This is a genomic window from Altererythrobacter litoralis (genome assembly GCF_036324225.1).
In the GTDB taxonomy this organism is placed as follows: Bacteria; Pseudomonadota; Alphaproteobacteria; order Sphingomonadales; family Sphingomonadaceae; genus Erythrobacter; species Erythrobacter litoralis_A.
Genome location: NZ_JAZDQV010000003.1, coordinates 29,955 through 45,493, shown reverse-complemented (window position 1 = coordinate 45,493; position 15,539 = coordinate 29,955). Strand labels below are relative to the sequence as shown.

General features: G+C 62.7%; 16 protein-coding genes and 1 tRNA gene. 6 read left to right on the top strand and 11 right to left on the bottom strand.

From position 1 onward, the window contains the following. Positions 1-76 precede the first annotated feature (76 nt). On the top strand, positions 77-268 hold the full coding sequence (locus tag VRS74_RS03845; RefSeq protein ID WP_354143923.1) for a hypothetical protein: 192 nt from the start codon (positions 77-79) through the stop codon (positions 266-268). Positions 269-550: 282 nt separating this feature from the next. Here VRS74_RS03845 and VRS74_RS03840 read toward each other — a convergent pair whose 3' ends face one another. The 5 genes from VRS74_RS03840 to VRS74_RS03820 form a co-directional block, all read right to left on the bottom strand. After that, a complete protein-coding gene (locus VRS74_RS03840) occupies positions 551-2,548 on the bottom strand; it encodes an AAA family ATPase (protein ID WP_354143922.1) in 1,998 nt (665 codons plus the stop codon). Continuing rightward, positions 2,545-2,715 carry a helix-turn-helix domain-containing protein gene (locus VRS74_RS03835; RefSeq protein WP_354143921.1) on the bottom strand — a complete coding sequence of 57 codons (171 nt, stop codon included), beginning with the start codon at positions 2,713-2,715 and terminating at the stop codon, positions 2,545-2,547. The genes VRS74_RS03840 and VRS74_RS03835 overlap by 4 nt, the downstream gene beginning before the upstream one ends. Before the next feature lie 99 nt (positions 2,716-2,814). Then, positions 2,815-3,243, bottom strand: a complete 429-nt coding sequence (locus tag VRS74_RS03830) for a hypothetical protein (RefSeq protein WP_354143920.1) — start codon at positions 3,241-3,243, stop codon at positions 2,815-2,817. Further along, complete coding sequence (locus tag VRS74_RS03825) at positions 3,240-4,442, bottom strand: tyrosine-type recombinase/integrase (protein ID WP_354143919.1); 1,203 nt, start codon at positions 4,440-4,442, stop codon at positions 3,240-3,242. Before VRS74_RS03825 ends, VRS74_RS03830 begins: the two co-directional genes overlap by 4 nt. A 138-nt stretch (positions 4,443-4,580) precedes the next feature. Next, positions 4,581-4,671, bottom strand: a tRNA-Ser gene (locus VRS74_RS03820). A 208-nt stretch (positions 4,672-4,879) separates the two neighbouring features. On the opposite strand from VRS74_RS03820, the gene VRS74_RS03815 reads away from it, so the two are divergent. The 4 genes from VRS74_RS03815 (at position 4,880) to VRS74_RS03800 (ending at position 10,918) form a co-directional block, all read left to right on the top strand. After that, positions 4,880-5,704: a DUF1134 domain-containing protein gene (locus VRS74_RS03815; RefSeq protein ID WP_354143918.1), complete on the top strand. Its 825-nt coding sequence runs from the start codon at positions 4,880-4,882 to the stop codon at positions 5,702-5,704. Between the two features lie 83 nt (positions 5,705-5,787). Then, on the top strand, positions 5,788-6,963 hold the full coding sequence (locus tag VRS74_RS03810; RefSeq protein WP_354143917.1) for an amino acid aminotransferase: 1,176 nt from the start codon (positions 5,788-5,790) through the stop codon (positions 6,961-6,963). Between the two features lie 34 nt (positions 6,964-6,997). Beyond that, complete coding sequence (locus VRS74_RS03805) at positions 6,998-7,504, top strand: GNAT family N-acetyltransferase (RefSeq protein WP_354143916.1); 507 nt, start codon at positions 6,998-7,000, stop codon at positions 7,502-7,504. 87 nt (positions 7,505-7,591) lie between these two features. Further along, positions 7,592-10,918: a S41 family peptidase gene (locus VRS74_RS03800; RefSeq protein WP_354143915.1), complete on the top strand. Its 3,327-nt coding sequence runs from the start codon at positions 7,592-7,594 to the stop codon at positions 10,916-10,918. 12 nt (positions 10,919-10,930) lie between these two features. Here the strand turns inward: VRS74_RS03800 and VRS74_RS03795 are convergent, their stop codons facing one another. The 6 genes from VRS74_RS03795 to VRS74_RS03770 all read right to left on the bottom strand — a co-directional run bounded on the left by VRS74_RS03795 (position 10,931) and on the right by VRS74_RS03770 (position 14,833). After that, positions 10,931-11,548, bottom strand: a complete 618-nt coding sequence (locus VRS74_RS03795; protein WP_354143914.1) for a riboflavin synthase — start codon at positions 11,546-11,548, stop codon at positions 10,931-10,933. A gap of 17 nt (positions 11,549-11,565) precedes the next feature. Then, entirely contained in the window at positions 11,566-12,510 is a 945-nt protein-coding gene (ribD, locus tag VRS74_RS03790) for a bifunctional diaminohydroxyphosphoribosylaminopyrimidine deaminase/5-amino-6-(5-phosphoribosylamino)uracil reductase RibD (protein ID WP_354144141.1), read from the bottom strand. A gap of 27 nt (positions 12,511-12,537) precedes the next feature. Continuing rightward, positions 12,538-13,011 carry a hypothetical protein gene (locus VRS74_RS03785; protein ID WP_354143913.1) on the bottom strand — a complete coding sequence of 158 codons (474 nt, stop codon included), beginning with the start codon at positions 13,009-13,011 and terminating at the stop codon, positions 12,538-12,540. Between the two features lie 66 nt (positions 13,012-13,077). After that, a complete protein-coding gene (locus VRS74_RS03780) occupies positions 13,078-13,800 on the bottom strand; it encodes a M48 family metallopeptidase (RefSeq protein ID WP_354143912.1) in 723 nt (240 codons plus the stop codon). Then, the gene (locus VRS74_RS03775) at positions 13,797-14,240 is read right to left on the bottom strand and encodes a YcgN family cysteine cluster protein (protein WP_354143911.1); all 444 of its coding nucleotides are present in this window, start codon (positions 14,238-14,240) and stop codon (positions 13,797-13,799) included. Before VRS74_RS03775 ends, VRS74_RS03780 begins: the two co-directional genes overlap by 4 nt. After that, entirely contained in the window at positions 14,228-14,833 is a 606-nt protein-coding gene (locus tag VRS74_RS03770) for an SCO family protein (RefSeq protein WP_354143910.1), read from the bottom strand. Before VRS74_RS03770 ends, VRS74_RS03775 begins: the two co-directional genes overlap by 13 nt. A gap of 85 nt (positions 14,834-14,918) precedes the next feature. Here VRS74_RS03770 and VRS74_RS03765 point away from each other — a divergent pair, with 85 nt between their 5' ends. After that, positions 14,919-15,539: an ankyrin repeat domain-containing protein gene (locus tag VRS74_RS03765; protein ID WP_354143909.1), complete on the top strand. Its 621-nt coding sequence runs from the start codon at positions 14,919-14,921 to the stop codon at positions 15,537-15,539.

Here is a 15,539-nt window from a genome sequence, read left to right as displayed (position 1 = left end):
CGGACTGTCCCAACCAATACCCGCTCGGGGTCTTTATTTCACCCACCATTCAGCCGCCCAGGCATAACCTGCTGGCATGAATGACGACCACACCGCGACCCAGATCGAAGGCCCACGACACGCATCGGCGCTGGCCTTGCTCACTGAGTTGACCGTCATCTTCGACAATGCCGCGAAGTCAGGCTTGGAGCGGATAGACAGCGAAGGCGATAAGGTGTTCGACCTCGGTTATTGGTCGAGCGAATGCAGGCGGATTGCCTCTCTCTAGCCAACCATCCGGCAACAATACCGCTTGCGAATCGAACCGCTTGAGTTAGCCTGCCTTCCTTAGAGGGGGGAGGCTAGGCATTCCACTCACCCTCGACCAGAAGACCCCGATCGCCACCCTATCTCCTGCGGTCGGGGTCTTTTGATTCCCACCGTGCAGCCAACCACCGCCCAACTCCTGAGTAGGCCAACACCACCCCAGTCGGAGCGGGACATGGGACATGCCTTTAGGCATGTGTCCCGTCCGTCCCGCTATCTTCCGCTTCTGCATCGGGACATTCTGCTAAATGTCCGCGACATGTCCCGCTGTCCCGCCGTTCACTAGCGACGTGCGCTGACAATCAATCTCCAAGGCAATTGTCGCGTCCCGCCAGACGTAAAAGTCGTTCTCGACGGTCACGAGGCCAAGCTGTTGCAGCTTGTCGCGTAGCCTGCCGAAGGCTTTGCGTTTGGTGTCTGGGCTGTCGCCTGTGTGCTGGGCGTAGAATTCCTTCCGCCAATCCTCCAGGTGCACAGCAATGGAGCCATCGCCGTTGTCAGTCCCGCTGTGGGCAGCCGCGTCGATGAAGGCATTGCGTGCCAGGCGCTGTGTGGGTGTCAGGCCATCCTGCTCTTCAGGCGCATCTGTAGACTCCAGCACAGCGCTTGATACGTCTTCACCCAGTTCGACCGTCTTGAGTTCGAAGACCATTGGCCTTGGCGGTTCAGCGTCCTTCATCTTGGTGTTGCTCAAGTGAACTCTCGTGCGCTTCTTCACGACCATGTACTCGCAATCTAGCGCGCCCTTGAGTGCCATTGCACCTCGTGCACGCCCCTTCTCGGCATGGCCCGTGTGGTGAACGATGAGCACAGTGCAGCCGCTGAAATGAGCCTTCATTTCGTCCACTGCGGCCACAAACTCGCTCATGTCCTTGGTGCTGTTTTCGTCGCCTGAGCCGAAGTTTCGCGCCAAGGTATCGATGATAATTAGTGCGGGATTGCCGCACTGTTCAGCCAAGCCTGCCACAGCTTCGGTCACTTGAGCGGCGCTGTCAGCGTCGAGCAACTGGGCGGCGCGGTTGGACTTGAAGAGCGGGATGTCCCGCAAGCTTTCAATGCCCCGATCCTTAGCCCAAGCTGCCATTCGGCGGGTCAGGCCGTTGTGGCCTTCCCCAGCTATGAAGAAGACGGGGCCTTGCTTCACGGCGCGCCCATGAAACTCCTCGCCTGTCGCGACCGACATGCCCAGATCAATGGCTAGAAAACTCTTGCCGCAGCCGGGATCGCCGAAGATCAGGCCGAGGGAGTCCGTTTCAATCAGCCCGTCGATCAGGAATTCAGGCGCGCAGTATTGAAGCTGGCCAACCGGGGTGAAGTGGAAAGCAGGTTTGGTTGTTTCCTGAGAGTCGCGCTGGCCTCCTTCAGCCTTGCGGGCATTGTCGATTGCGCGTTGTGCTGCGCGTTGCGGGTCATCCTGATCCAGACAATGGGCACTTACAGTGTACCGAGCGTCGAGCAGAATGTTGGTGATCTGCGCATCCGACCAGCGCTCGCGGATTGCCGCACAGGCAAAGGCGAACGCATCGTCGCTACGGTCCTGACCCTTCGGAGCCATTGCGAGCGTATGCAGCCCAGCGGGTAGCTGGGGAGCGCTGTTCGCAGCCTCTTCGAACGGCGTATCAGTAGGCAGGGCTGCCGCGATCTGGTCGAGCGTGAACGCCTCCCCGCTGTCCTCCTGCACCCAGCTTGCCAAGGCTGGAACCCTGCCTGCATCGCGTTTCTTCTTGTTGGGATAGTTCACAAAGCCTGGTACACGCATAAGACGGTCGATATTGTGGCATTTGTCGGCCCCAAAGTGGTCGCGGATCGCAACGTTCACCGCCTCGACTTGCTCTTGGGTGTATGCCTGCCCATCCAGCCGCCAGAAGGCCTGTAGGCCGTTTCCGCTGTCAATTACCAAGCTGGGCTGTGACGCAAGCCCCTGAAGGTCTGCAAGCGCCTTGTTCCGGTCCCATGCGCTGCCATCCTTGGGTGGGTCGATGTCAACGTGGACAAAGCGGGCGTGTGTGATGTCAGCCTTTGTAGGCTTCTTGTTCACGCCAGCCCGAACCCCATTGACGGTCCAGTAGACGTTCTTCCCCTGACCGTTCTGGGCGGTCGCCCATGCGATGGCAGTTTCGATGTCGATGCCAAAGGAGCGACCAATCGTCGCACCGTCGGGTATGATGGCGACAAGGTGGATTTGGTCGCTAATCGTCTCTGCAAAGAACGACCGGGCCATATCGGAGTCGGGTTCAATCATAACCGACCTCCGCCGACCAGAGCCTCGATGCTCTCAACGGTGATGAGAGTTCGCGTGCCAATCTTTAGAGTACGCAGACGCCCTGCATTGATCAGCTTGTAAATCGATGACCTGGAAAGGCTTAGCGCCGTGCACGTGTCGGCAATCGAGAGTGTAATTGGAGACATCTTTTGATCCTTCCGCGTTCGTAAGGATCTCCCCAAATACAGATATCGATGTGCTTCGCAGCAAGTGCCTATGGAAGAACTTGAAGCAGGTTTTTCCAGCTAGTTTTGATCATTTCGCTCATTTATCTTTTTGCGCAGACGTTCTGACCATTTCTGACGTTCTGCCTCCTCCACTCCCAAGATCTCCGCAACTCTTAGGCGGCACGCTTCCTTCGAAGCCCCTTTCCAGTCTGGATCGCCGCAGACATGGTCGTATGCTCTGAGCGCCCACTCCAAATCCAAAGCTGTGTCGTAGCCTTTCTTTCTTCGACTTAGGTCTCTCAGTGTTCCGGCAAGTCTGACGCCAACCTCCTCATTGCCAAAGTAGTCCGCATGCTCACAGATTTGAGCCAGACATTCGAGGTCATTGGTCTCCTGAAAATTGTGCCACTGCTGATCGATAATGCTTTTGCGCATATTGCGATTCAGTTCTTCAGGAGTGCTTCCCCAGGCTGAGCCTCTCGTTTGGATACCGCCCTTCTTGCTCATGCTCCGCCCTCACCAAGAAACCTCGCCCAATCTTCCATCAATGCGCGTCGCTTTTCGAGGAGGTCCCCGCGCCGGTAGGCAGCCTCGACCTTGTTAGCGATTGTGTGGGCGAGAGCCATTTCTACGGTCTCGCTCGAATGGTGAGTTGTTTCTGCCGCCCAATCACGGAAAGTCGAACGGAACCCGTGAACCGTGTAGTGCCCTAGGTCCATGCGTTTGAGCACTGCCGAGAGTGTCATGTCAGAGAGTGGCTTGCCCTTCTGTCCGGGAAACACAAGCGGAGAGTTTGCCAGTCGAGGCATGCCTTTGAGGATTGTTTTTGCATCCTTGCTTAGCGGAACACGATGTTCTCGCCGGGCTTTCATCCGGTCAGCTGGCACAATCCAAAGACCAGCATCCAAGTCTATCTCGTCCCATTTAGCGTGCCGAGCCTCACCTGAGCGAGCGGCTGTCAGGATAGAGAACTCAAGCGCTCTCGCGCTTATGCCTTTGCGCCCCTTCAGTTCAGCCATGAAAGCCGGAACGTCCTCAAATGGCATCGCCGGATGATGGCGGACCTTCTTGACCTTGCTGATCGGTGGAAGCACGGCCTCCAGCCCACCCTTATAGACTGCAGGGTTCTCTCCTGACCTCCAACCCATGAGCTTGGCGGCATTGAGCACATTCTCGATCCGCATGCGTACCCGGCTGGCAGTCTCGCTCTTCTTGCTCCAGATCGGTTTCAGGATTTCTACGATATGCTCTGCTGTGACATTCGCCACAGGCAGATCACCAATAACTGGGTAGGCGTAAGTCGCGAGAGTGTTCTCCCATTGCTGGGCGTGCTTGGGATTGGTCCAGCTGGGCTTGCGGCTCTCGATCAGGTTTTCAGCAGCCTTGCGGAAGGTAACTTCCTCTCGCTTGCGAGCTATCTCGGCGCGCTTACGTTGTTCGCGTTCGGCTTCTTTCTCTGCCCTCCTTTCATCGAGCGGATCAATGCCAGCCGCGACCTTCGCCTTGAGCACCGCAGCCTTGGCGCGCGCCTTGACTGGTTCCAACGTCTTTAGTGAGCCAAGACCCATCTCGCGCCGCCTGCCATCAAGCTGGAATCGGAAGACCCAGCTTTTGGAGCCGCTGTCTTTGACGCAAAGATAAAGACCGCCGCCATCTGCATGCATGCCTGGCTTGGCGTTCTTGATCTCAAGAGCCGTCAGTCCCACCAGTCATCCCACCACTTAGGGCGCAACTTTGGACAATCAGCCAAATACACCCGGAAACGCAGGTAGATACAATCTACTAGAAAGGCTTCGTTTTCAAGCCTCCAGATGGATGAAGGAGATCAGCAAAATATAGGGAAGTGGCGGAGACGGAGGGATTCGAACCCTCGGTACCCTGATAGAGTACGGTTCCTTAGCAGGGAACTGGTTTCAGCCACTCACCCACGTCTCCGCAAGACGCATGCATTTCCGGCTGCGAGGGGCGCGCTATAAAGCTGCGAAGTTGAAGCGGCAAGTATCTCCCGCAAAAAAGCGCATGCCGCACTTTGGACTCGCTTCGCCGCATTTTCGATTCGGTTCACCGCCGCGCAATTGTCGAGCCGCCACCATAGGATTCTGATGCAAATTGGAAGGGCCCATCCATGGGCCGGGCAGAGACAATGAAGAAGACACTCACCGGGTATTTCAAACAAATCGGCATCGCGCTGGCGGCAGGATTCGCGCTGGCTGCGGCACCTTCGGTTGCGCAAGAGCTCCAGTCGATCGATCCCGACAACGCCTATGACGCTCCGATCGATGGCGATCTGGCGGCACCGCAAACGCAAACGCAAACGCAAACGCAAGCGCAGGCGCCTGCGGTGCCTGCCGACCAGACCGGCAACGATCTGGTCGCCTTCGGTTCGACCGAGCCGCAGGAACCGCAGCAACTTCCTCCGGCAGATGGTCCGGCCGATGCAGCTGCGCCTGCCGAGGAGACTGCCACTGCGGCGCAGGGCAGCGAAACCACCTATGGCGAGGACGATTTGATCGGCGCGGCAGAAGGCGTGTTCGGCAAGGGCGCCGAGGGATTGGCCAAGGTGATCGAGGACCTGCTGAGCAAGCAGGGCGAGCCCAATGCCTATATCGTTGGGCGCGAAGCCGGCGGCGCTTTCGCGATCGGCGTGCGCTATGGCTCGGGCACGCTGCACCACAAGGTGGAGGGGAATCGCCCGGTCTATTGGACCGGCCCCTCGATCGGTTTCGATGCCGGGGCCAATGCCGCGAACACATTTGTGCTGGTCTATAACCTCTACGATTCCGAGGAGCTTTACGAGCGTTTCCCGGCTGGTGAGGGCCAGGCCTATCTCGTCGGCGGGCTACACGTCAGCTACATGCGCAAGGGCGATGTGGTGCTGATCCCGATCCGGGTCGGTGCCGGCCTGCGGCTGGGCATCAACGCCGGTTACATGAAATTCTCGAAGAAGCAGCGCTGGCTGCCCTTCTGACCTGATCCCACCTGTGGGTCGCGCTGGGCCGCAACAGGGATTCCCTGTTGCGGCCCTTCGCGTCTCGTTGCATGGCGCACCACATGCTCGAACGACTCACACCGCAAGCCCCTGACGCGCTGCTCGCGCTCATCAAGCTCCACGCCGCCGACCCGCGCACGGACAAGATCGACCTTGGCGTCGGCGTCTATCGCACCGGGCAAGGCGACACGCCGGTGTTCGCGGCGGTAAAGAAGGCCGAGCAGATCCTGGTCGATCAGCAGGACAGCAAGTCCTATCTCGGCCCCGAAGGCGACATGGGCTTCGTCAATGCGCTGATGCCACATATCTTCGGCTCGGATGCAACGATGGGCGGCCGTATCACCGGCATGCAGACTCCGGGCGGCACGGGCGCGGTGCGTCTTGCGGTGGCGCTGGCGCCGAAGGCCGGCGTGAAGCAGTTACACCTTGGCAAGCCCAGCTGGCCCAACCACGCGCAGATTCTCAACGACATCTCGCTGGACGTGGTGTGGTTCAACCATGCACGCGAGGACGGCACCGCCGATCTTGATGCCGTGCTCGAAGCCATTCGCAGCGCCGGTTCCGATGCGGCAGTCCTGCTCCACGGTGCCTGCCACAATCCCACAGGGATCGATTATACGCCCGAGCAGTGGAATGCGATCGCGGATGCCTTTGCCGAAAGCGGCGCATTCCCGATCATCGACCTCGCCTATCAGGGGCTTGGCCATGGGATGGAGGAAGACGCCTATGGCCTGCGCCGCATCCTCGCTGCCGTGCCCGAAGCCTTCATCGCCTATAGCTGCGACAAGAATTTCGGCGTCTATCGCGACCGCGTGGGCGCGTTCTACGCCATGACGCGCGAGCCGGAGGATCTCGACACCGTATTCTCCAATGCCAATGCGCTGGCCCGCGCGGCCTGGTCGATGCCGCCCGATCACGGCGGCGCTGCGGCGCGCATCATCCTGCGCGACCCGGCGCTGACCGAGCTTTGGCTCGACGAGCTGACCCAGATGCGCCAGCGCATGCGGCAGGTGCGCGAGCGGCTGGGCCAGGCCGGAATGGCAGGCAGCGTGGACCTTGCTCCGCTCGCTCACCAGAACGGCCTGTTCTCCATGCTTCCGGTCACGCCCGAACAGGTGAAGCAGCTGCGCGAGGAGTACGCGATCTACATGGCCGGTTCGGGCCGGATCAACATTGCCGGCTTGACGATGGGCAATATCGACAAGTTCATCGGCGCGGTCGCCGCGGTCACTGGCTGAAGTGGACCGGCAGCCGGTCCTCGAAGGGGAGCGGTTGCGGCTCCGGCCGCTGGCAAGCGATGACCGGGATGCGCTGTTCCGCGTCGCATCGGATCCGCTGCTGTGGGAGCAGCATCCGATCAATGACCGGTGGCAGCTCGATGTGTTCGGCGCCTTTTTCGACGACGGGCTACGCAATGGCGGCGCGCTGGTCGTGACCGAGCGCGCAAACGGGCGGATCATCGGCAGTTCGCAATATCGCCCGACAACGTTCGATCCCGAGGCCATAGAGATAGGCTGGACCTATCTTGCGCGCGAATATTGGGGCGGCGCCTTCAACCGCGAGTTGAAGCGACTGATGCTGGATCATGCGCTGGCGAGCGTGCCGCGCGTTCTGTTCCGCGTGGGTTCGGCCAATTGGCGCAGCCGCAAGGCGATGGAGAAGATCGGCGGCGCGCTCACCGACATGGTCGAGGAGGGCGAATACAAGGGCCGCTTCGTGCAGCACGTCGTGTACGAGATCACCCGCCAGGGTTTCGCCAAGGGGCCGCTGGCCGGTTGACAGGCGCACAGTAGGGCCATCGAAGGCCTTGCAAGCCCGAATTCGCTTCCGCATGCTGATACCAATTGAATCAGGGGTATCAGACGCATGAACCGTTTTCGCATGATCGCGGTTAGCCTTGCCGCGCTTGCCGCCTCTTCCGCCGCTGCGGAGGAAGGGTTCTATCAATATCCCAGTGCGAGAGGCGACGTGCTGGTATTCGCCAGCGAGGGCGATCTTTGGCGCAGTTCGCGCAGCGGCGGCAGTGCCGTGCGACTGACCAACCATGAAGCGGAAGAAACCGACCCCGCACTTTCGCCCGACGGCACGATGGTGGCCTTCAACGCCAGCTACGACAGCGGGCAAGACGTCTATGTAATGCCCGTGGCGGGCGGTGCGCCGCGCAGGCTGACATTCGAAGGCGGTGGCCTGCAGACCGTGGGCTGGACGCCCGACGGCAAGGTCATTTTTTCCTCGCGCCTGGCAGGCGGCGGGCAGGGCGAAGTCCTTTACACGGTCGACCCGCGCGGCGGCGCGGCCGACCCGATTCCGCTCTGGCGCGCGAACGATGCGACCTTCGGGCAGGACGGTCGCACGATCTTTTTCTCCCGTCGCGGCCTGGCGGCCCGCGCACGCGACAATGCCGTGCTGTATCGCGGCGGCGGGATGGCGCAGCTGTGGAAGTGGGATAGCGGTGCTCGCGAAGAAGCGACCCAACTGCTCGCTGACTTCGGCGCACCGATCCGCCAGCCCATGGCCTATGGCCGACGCATCTACTTCATCTCGGACAAGAGCGGGGCTGATGCCATCTGGTCGGTCTCCGAAGACGGCACTGGGGTGGTCCAGCACTCACCGGAAATGCCTTTTCCCGTGCTGCAGGCGAGCATCGACGCGGGGGAAATCTTCCTGCAGAACGGCGCTGACCTGCATGTCTATTCGATTGCGGCGGGCACGCTCAGGAAGCTCGCGCTCGACATAATCACCGATCGCGAACAGACGCGGATCCGCTCGATCGAGGATCCGCTGGGCCTGCTTGAAGCGGCGCGGATTTCGCCATCGGGGGAAAGCGTTGCGGTGACAGCGCGCGGGCGCGTCGCGCTCGGTGCTCCGAAGCAGTTGCGGCGCGTCGAATTTGCGACCCCGATGGACGCCCGCGCGCGTGAAGCAGTGGCCGGCCCCAAGGGCGATCAGGTCTTCCTGATTCTCGATCAGGGTGAACACGGCGATCTCTATCGCATGCCCGCCGACGGATCGGGCCAGCCCATCGCCGTCACCAAGGGATATGACGCGCATATATGGTCGTTTGCAGTGTCGCCCGATTCCAAGACGATCATCGCCTGGGACATCCAGTCGCGCCTGCAGAAAGTCGATGTCGCAACCGGGCAAACCACCCTGCTTGCGAAAAACGACACGGGCGATGATACCCCCTTTTCCGGTGTCGTGTTCTCACCCGATGGCTCGCACATCGCCTATGCCGAGACGTCGCGCGAGAATGGCGGCAACACAGCCGATATCTACGTCCAGAACCTCGCCACTGGCGCGCGGGTGAGGGCGACGTCGGGCAAGTACAATGATTACGCGCCGGCCTTCGCGCATGACGGGGCATGGCTCTATTTCATCTCGGATCGCAATTTCGCTTCCACGCCCGGCCACCCGTGGGGCGATCGCAACATGGGCGTGTCCTTTCCCGATCGCGGCGAGATCTACGCGCTCCAGCTCGATCCTTCCGCTGAATTCCGCTTCCGCGAAGACAATGAGCTGACGCGTTCGACCGACAAGGAGGAAGGCGACAAGGACGCGGCGCCGAAGGGCGGCAAGGAAGCCGAAGGCAAAGATGCCAAGGAAGAGAGCAAGGCGGCGAAGATCGTGATGAATGGCCTCGCTGAGCGGCTCTACAAGGTCCCGGCCAAGCCGGGCGCGGGGCGCACGCTGCTGGCAGCCAAGGACTTCCTCTTCACCTATATGGGCGAGGATGTTGTCTCCATCGCGATCGACAAGAGCGATCCGAAGACGGAGACCTTTGCCAAGGGCGCGCGCGGCATCGATCTATCCGCCGACCGCAAGACGGCGCTGGTCGTTACCGGAGCGCCGGGCAAGCCAGTGCTGTCGCTGGTGCCTGCAGCGGCCAAGATGCCCGAGAAGCTGGAGCCCAATCTTGTGCGGCTCAAGGACTGGCGCCTGTCGGTCGATCCGGTTGCAGAGTGGCACCAGATGTTCGTCGACGCGTGGCGGCTCCACCGCGACCTCGCCTACGATCCGGCGATGCGTGGCGTCGACTGGAATGCGGTGCGTGCGCGGCACGAGCCGCTGCTGGGCAGGATCGGCCACCGCGCCGAGCTCAACACGATCCTGGGGCAGATGGCTTCGCAACTCGGCATCCTGCACAGCCAGGTTCGCCCGGGCGATTTGCCGGAGGATTCCGAAAACGGCGAGATGGCCTATCTCGGCGCGCAATACACGCCGGTTTCCGGCGGCTTGCGGATCGACAGCATCTACCGTTCAGAGGCCGATCTCGTGGCGCAGCGTCCGCCGCTCAGCAGGCCGGGGGTCGATGCGAGGGTTGGCGACGTGATCCAGCGTGTCGACGGCCGGCCGGTCTCCTCGCTGGCCGAGCTGCGCCTCGCACTGGGATCGAAGGCCGGGCAACAGGTCCGGCTCGATCTCGCGCGGGGAACCGGCACGGTGAGCACGATCGTTGAGCCGATGAACATGCGCGGGGCGGTCACGGCCAGCTATAACGACTTCGTCGAAACCAAGCGGGCGGCCACGGACCAGATGTCGGGCGGCAAGATCGGTTATCTGCACCTGCAGGCGATGGGAGCGGGCGACGTGGCAAGCTTCGCGCGCGACTATTTCCCGCAGATCAACAAGGATGGCCTCATCATCGACGTCCGCAACAATGGCGGCGGCAATGTCGACAGCATCCTCATCTCGATGCTGCTGCGGCGCGCATGGGCGTTCTGGGCCGATCCCAGCGGCACCGGCGTTGCTACAACCAATATGCAGAACGCTTATCGCGGGCATGTGGTGGTGCTGATCGACGAGCGGACCTATTCCGATGGCGAGACCTTCGCCGCCGGCGTCAAGTCGCTCGGAATCGGGCCGCTGGTCGGCACGCGCACTGCGGGTGCGGGCATCTGGCTCTCCGATCGCAACCGCCTGACTGACAATGGTGCAGTCCGCATCGCCGAAAACGCGCAATATTCGATCGACGGGAAATGGATCATCGAAGGTTACGGGGTTGGGCCGGACTACGAGGTCGAGAACGGTCCCTATGCGACCTTCCAGGGCGAGGACGCGCAATTGCAGGCCGCGGTTTCGATCCTTCAGGAGAAGATCAGGCAGGAACCGGTCCGCCCGCTTGTCCCGCGCGGCTTGCCGCCGCTTGGTACGCCCGCATCGGATGTGCGGCCACTGGGAGATGGAGCCCGCTGAGCGGGCCGGGACTTATCCGGCCAGCGCCTGCATCCGCTTGAGGTAGCGCACCAGCACGTCGATCTCGAGGTTGACCTTGTCGCCGGTACGCAGCGCACCCAGCGTGGTCACTTCGCCGGTGTGCGGGATGATGTTGAGCATGAAGGTGCAGGCACCGTCATGCTCGTCGCGCAAATCGTTGACCGTCAGCGACACGCCCTGCACTGTGATCGAGCCCTTGGGCGCGATGAAGGGGGCGAGGCTCGCGGGCGCGCGGATATCGACCCGCCAGCTGTCTCCATCGGGCTCGGCGCGGGACACTTCGCCGACTGCATCGACATGGCCGGTCACGATATGCCCGCCGATCTCGTCGCCCACGCGCAGCGAAGGCTCGAGGTTGAGCCGCGCCCCTTCGGCCCACATACCGGGTACGGTGCACGAAACCGTCTCGCCTGACACGTCCACGTCGAACCAGGCTTCGCCCGCAGCGCCGCCTCGGTCGACCACTGTCAGGCACACGCCCGAACAGGCGATCGAAGCGCCAATGTCGACCCGCGCGGGATCGAGCGGCCCCGCGATGCGCAGGCGCAGATCGCCGCGCTGTTCTGCCTTCGCGATAGTGCCGATGGCGGTGACGATCCCGGTGAACATGGCTGTTGGCCCCTTTCTCAGACGCGCTGATAGGCGGCGAAGTGGTCGCTGCCAAGCTGGCGCTGTTCGACCATGCGCCAGCGGCCATGCGCATGGTCGAGCCGGTCGAGCCCGATATCGTCGAGCGCGCGAAGCCCGTCTCCGATCAGGATCGGTGCGCGATAGATTTCTATCCGGTCGACCAGGTCAGCCTCGATGAAGGCAGAGGCGGCCTGCGATCCGCCTTCGACATAGAGATATTGCACATCCGACAATTCGTGAATCTCTTTGGGCGAAGCTATGGCGCGGACGCCATCGGGGGCAGGCCCGCGGGTCATCACGATCCGCTCCGGGCTGCGCTCCTCTAGCCCCGGCAGCCGCACGTCGAGCCGCGGCGCATCTGCGCGCCAAGTGCCGCCGCCGACCAGGATCGCATCGTGCATCGCCCGCCGCGCATGGACATGCCCGCGCGCGATCTCGCTGGTGATCCAGCGGCTTTCGCCGTCCTTGCGGGCGATGCAGCCGTCGAGCGACATGGCGAGCTTGAGCGTGACATGGGGGCGGCCATGTTCCTCGCGAACCAGGAAGCCGGCAAGGCTTTCCCGCGCCTCTGCATCGTCAAGCACGGTCACTTCGATCCCGGCATCGGCGAGCCGCGTAATGCCCTTGCCGCTGGTGCGCGGATCGGGATCGCCCATGCCGATCACCACCCGTGCGGGCGAGACTTCGGCCAGCACATCGGCGCAGGCCGGGCCGCGCTCGCTGCGATGCGCGCAGGGCTCGAGCGTGACATAGACGGTCGCGCCTGCCGCACCGCCCGGGGCAAGCTGTGCCAGCGCATGCGCTTCGGCATGCGGGCGACCACCGGGCTGGGTCCAGCCGCGTGCGATCACGATCCCGTCACGTACGATCACGCATCCGACGGCGGGGTTGGGGCGAGACAGTGGGCGAGCGCGAGCGCCAAGGCATGCTGCAGCCCCCATCCAGCGCGCGTCGTCAATCAAGGCGAATCAGTCCTCTTCCCGTTCCGCCGCATCGGCGGCGCCCGGCTTGACCCGGTTGGCAAGAATCTCCTCGCGCCGGGCGGCTTTGGCAGCTTCCTCGCGAGCGCGCTCTGCCATCGCTTCGCGTTCCATCGTCTCGACGTCAATGCCCGTCGCCGAGCCCAGCGTGCGATAGAGCTCGCGCTTGCGCGCCTCGATCACCGCGCGTTCGGCGCGTAACTTGTCCTGCTTTTCCTGGTTGGCGAGGTTTTGGGCCATGATCTCTGCATCGCTGCGATCCGCCGCGAGCGTCGAGATATAAGTGACCTTGGGCCGCTCGGGCTCCTTGGTGCGCGCTTCGCTGCCCGCCCACGCCAGTATGGCCAGGGCCGGAAGGGTGGAGGCAATCAGGATCGGCAAGCGATAGGGCTGGGGACGCCGGAGATAGTCCCAGAAATCGGCCAGTCCGGGGCCGGGATTGTAACGTTGGAGCGATCGCATTGAGCGAACATAGGGCCGCAGGGCGCGCGATGCCAGAGATTCGCGCCAAGTCGCGTGGCGAATGCGTCAGCCGAAGCTGGCGTAGAGCGTGCGGCCGTGCTGCTCTAACCAGCGGTCTGCCTCGGCGATCTCACCTTCGTAGATGTCGCCCAGCAAAGCGTGGAAGGCGGGGCTGTGGTCGAAATGGACGAGGTGTGTCACTTCATGCGCCACGACCGAGCGGCGCACGAAATCGGGCGCCTGCACCAATCGCCAGTTGAGCCGGATTCGCTGCCGGTCGGAGCAACTGCCCCAACGGCGATGCGCCCGCGACAGCGCCACCGGCACCTGCTCCAGCCCGGCTGCGGCGCAATAATCCGCGCTGTCGGCTTCGAACAAAGACAAAGCCTCGCGCTCGAGCCAACGCGCCAGCCGCCGCTCGAGCGCATCGAGCGGCCCGCCCAGCACTATGCTTTCACCGCGCAGCGCCGGGCGGCGCGAAGCGGCGGCATGCCATTCGATCCGCAGGCTTTCGCCGCGATAGGCGATTGTCCCACCGGGTTCAGGGGCGCGACGTTCGGGCAGCTTCGCCAATTGCGCGGCAAGCCAGTCGCGCCGGGCATGCGCAAAAGCGATCGCTTCGCGGCTGCGCGCCCAACCCGGCAGGGTGATCTGTACGGCACTGGCATCGGCGGCGAGCCGCAGCGTGAGCCGTCGGGCGCGGGCATGGCGCTTGAGCATGATCGGTAACACGCGCCCGCCGATCTCGATTTCGGGCTCGATCATCTCGCGGCGCAGCCAGTCGATCACTCGCTCCCCCATTCGACGATATGGTGTTCGAGCGGCCCGGCTTCGACCTCGCTCACAACGCGGCCTGCCACGGAAACGCCCTCATGCTTCACCGCTTCGCGATCGCCCGAGATCAGATAGTGCCAGCCGGGCAAGGGGCGGTCATCCGCGCGCAGGCGATAGGCGCAGGTGCGCGGCAACCATGGCACGTCCTGCACGATCTTCAGCGTCAGCCGCAAGCAATCGGCCACGAAGGCCTTGCGGTTGCGATAGTCGGTGCATTGCGCCGTGCGCGTATCCAGCAGCTTGCACGCGACATTCGTGTCGCTGATTTCGCCGGTATCCTCGTCCTCGATCTTGTGCAGGCAGCAGCGGCCGCAGCCGTCGCACAGCGCTTCCCATTCCGCCCGGCTCAACTCGCCGAGCGGCAATTCCCAGAAGCGGTCCCTCAGCTCACCCATTTCGCCAATTCGGCTGCAACGGCTTCGGCGCCCAGGTCGGTCGGCAGCGTGGCGAGCGGCTCTCCCTTGGGCCCGAACATGTAGACGATGTTCGAATGATCGACGAGGTAGCCGCCACCCGGCGTCGTCTCGCCGCGCGAATAGAACACGCGGAAATTGCTGGCGGCCTGCTTCACTTGCTCGGGAGTGCCGGTGAGGCCGATCAGATCGGGCGAAAAGGCGGCGGCGAATTCGCCCACCACTTGCGGGGTGTCGCGTTCAGGGTCGACCGAGATGAAGATCGGGGCGATCTTCGCTGCGAGTTCGGGCGACTTTTCTGCGAAAATCCGGTGGCCCTGCATCATGCGTTGCGTATCGGTGGGGCAAATATCCGGGCAGAAAGTGAAGCCGAAATAGACCATGCGATAGCGCCCGTCGAAGTCGCTCCAGCGGACAGTTTCACCGTCCTTGTTGACCAGTTCGAACGGGCCGCCGATATCGGCCCCGGCCAGCGGCGGCTCGGCAGCGGGTGCCTGCGCGGCGTCGCAGCCTGCCAGCGCCAAAGCGGCGGCGGCAATCGGAACCCAACGGAATTTGCGGTTTTGGTGAGGCATGGTGTCTCGGTTCATGGTCTGCTAACCGGCTATCGTGAACAGCCGGTGATGTAGGTTGTGACAGGGTTTTTGAAAGGATGACAGCGTGACGCGTCCCGTTTTGCGCAGGATAGCAATGATCGGCGCCTTGCTGGGTGCAATTGCTGCAACACCGGTTGCGGCACAGATGTTTTCGGAAGGCTACGAGTTCCTCAAGGCGGTGAAGGACCGCGACGGCGACGCCGCGACCGAAGCGCTCAACCAGCCCGGAACCACTATTGTCAATACGCGCGACCTGACCACCGGCGAAACCGCGCTGCATATCGTGACCGCGCGGCGCGACGTCTTGTGGATCCGCTTCCTGACCCAGCGCGGCGCAAATCCCAATATCCGCGACAAGAAGGGCGTCAGCCCGCTGCAGATGGCAGTGACTCTGGGCTTCACCGATGGGGTCGAGGCGCTGATCAAGGCTGGCGCGGAAGTCGAAGTGACCGACGGCGCGGGCGAAACCCCGCTGATCGCGGCAGTGCACCGGCGTGACGCCGGGCTGGTGCGATTACTGCTGGAAAAGGGCGCCAACCCCGATCGTGCGGACAATTCGGGCCGCTCCGCACGCGACTATGCAAGGCTGATGAGCGGCGCGAACACCATTCAGGCCGAGTTCGACCGGGCCGATGCCGCGCGCGAAGCCAAGGGCACCTCGGGCGATTACGGCCCGCGAATCTGA

Bases quoted from the DNA above. Each gene is read 5' to 3' on its own strand.
- VRS74_RS03845 (WP_354143923.1), top strand. From the start codon at position 77: ATGAATGACGACCACACCGCGACCCAGATCGAAGGCCCACGACACGCA.
- VRS74_RS03840 (WP_354143922.1), bottom strand. From the start codon at position 2,548: ATGATTGAACCCGACTCCGATATGGCCCGGTCGTTCTTTGCAGAGACG.
- VRS74_RS03835 (WP_354143921.1), bottom strand. From the start codon at position 2,715: ATGTCTCCAATTACACTCTCGATTGCCGACACGTGCACGGCGCTAAGC.
- VRS74_RS03830 (WP_354143920.1), bottom strand. From the start codon at position 3,243: ATGAGCAAGAAGGGCGGTATCCAAACGAGAGGCTCAGCCTGGGGAAGC.
- VRS74_RS03815 (WP_354143918.1), top strand. From the start codon at position 4,880: ATGAAGAAGACACTCACCGGGTATTTCAAACAAATCGGCATCGCGCTG.
- VRS74_RS03810 (WP_354143917.1), top strand. From the start codon at position 5,788: ATGCTCGAACGACTCACACCGCAAGCCCCTGACGCGCTGCTCGCGCTC.
- VRS74_RS03800 (WP_354143915.1), top strand. From the start codon at position 7,592: ATGAACCGTTTTCGCATGATCGCGGTTAGCCTTGCCGCGCTTGCCGCC.
- VRS74_RS03795 (WP_354143914.1), bottom strand. From the start codon at position 11,548: ATGTTCACCGGGATCGTCACCGCCATCGGCACTATCGCGAAGGCAGAA.
- ribD (WP_354144141.1), bottom strand. From the start codon at position 12,510: ATGGGGGCTGCAGCATGCCTTGGCGCTCGCGCTCGCCCACTGTCTCGC.
- VRS74_RS03785 (WP_354143913.1), bottom strand. From the start codon at position 13,011: ATGCGATCGCTCCAACGTTACAATCCCGGCCCCGGACTGGCCGATTTC.
- VRS74_RS03775 (WP_354143911.1), bottom strand. From the start codon at position 14,240: ATGGGTGAGCTGAGGGACCGCTTCTGGGAATTGCCGCTCGGCGAGTTG.
- VRS74_RS03770 (WP_354143910.1), bottom strand. From the start codon at position 14,833: ATGCCTCACCAAAACCGCAAATTCCGTTGGGTTCCGATTGCCGCCGCC.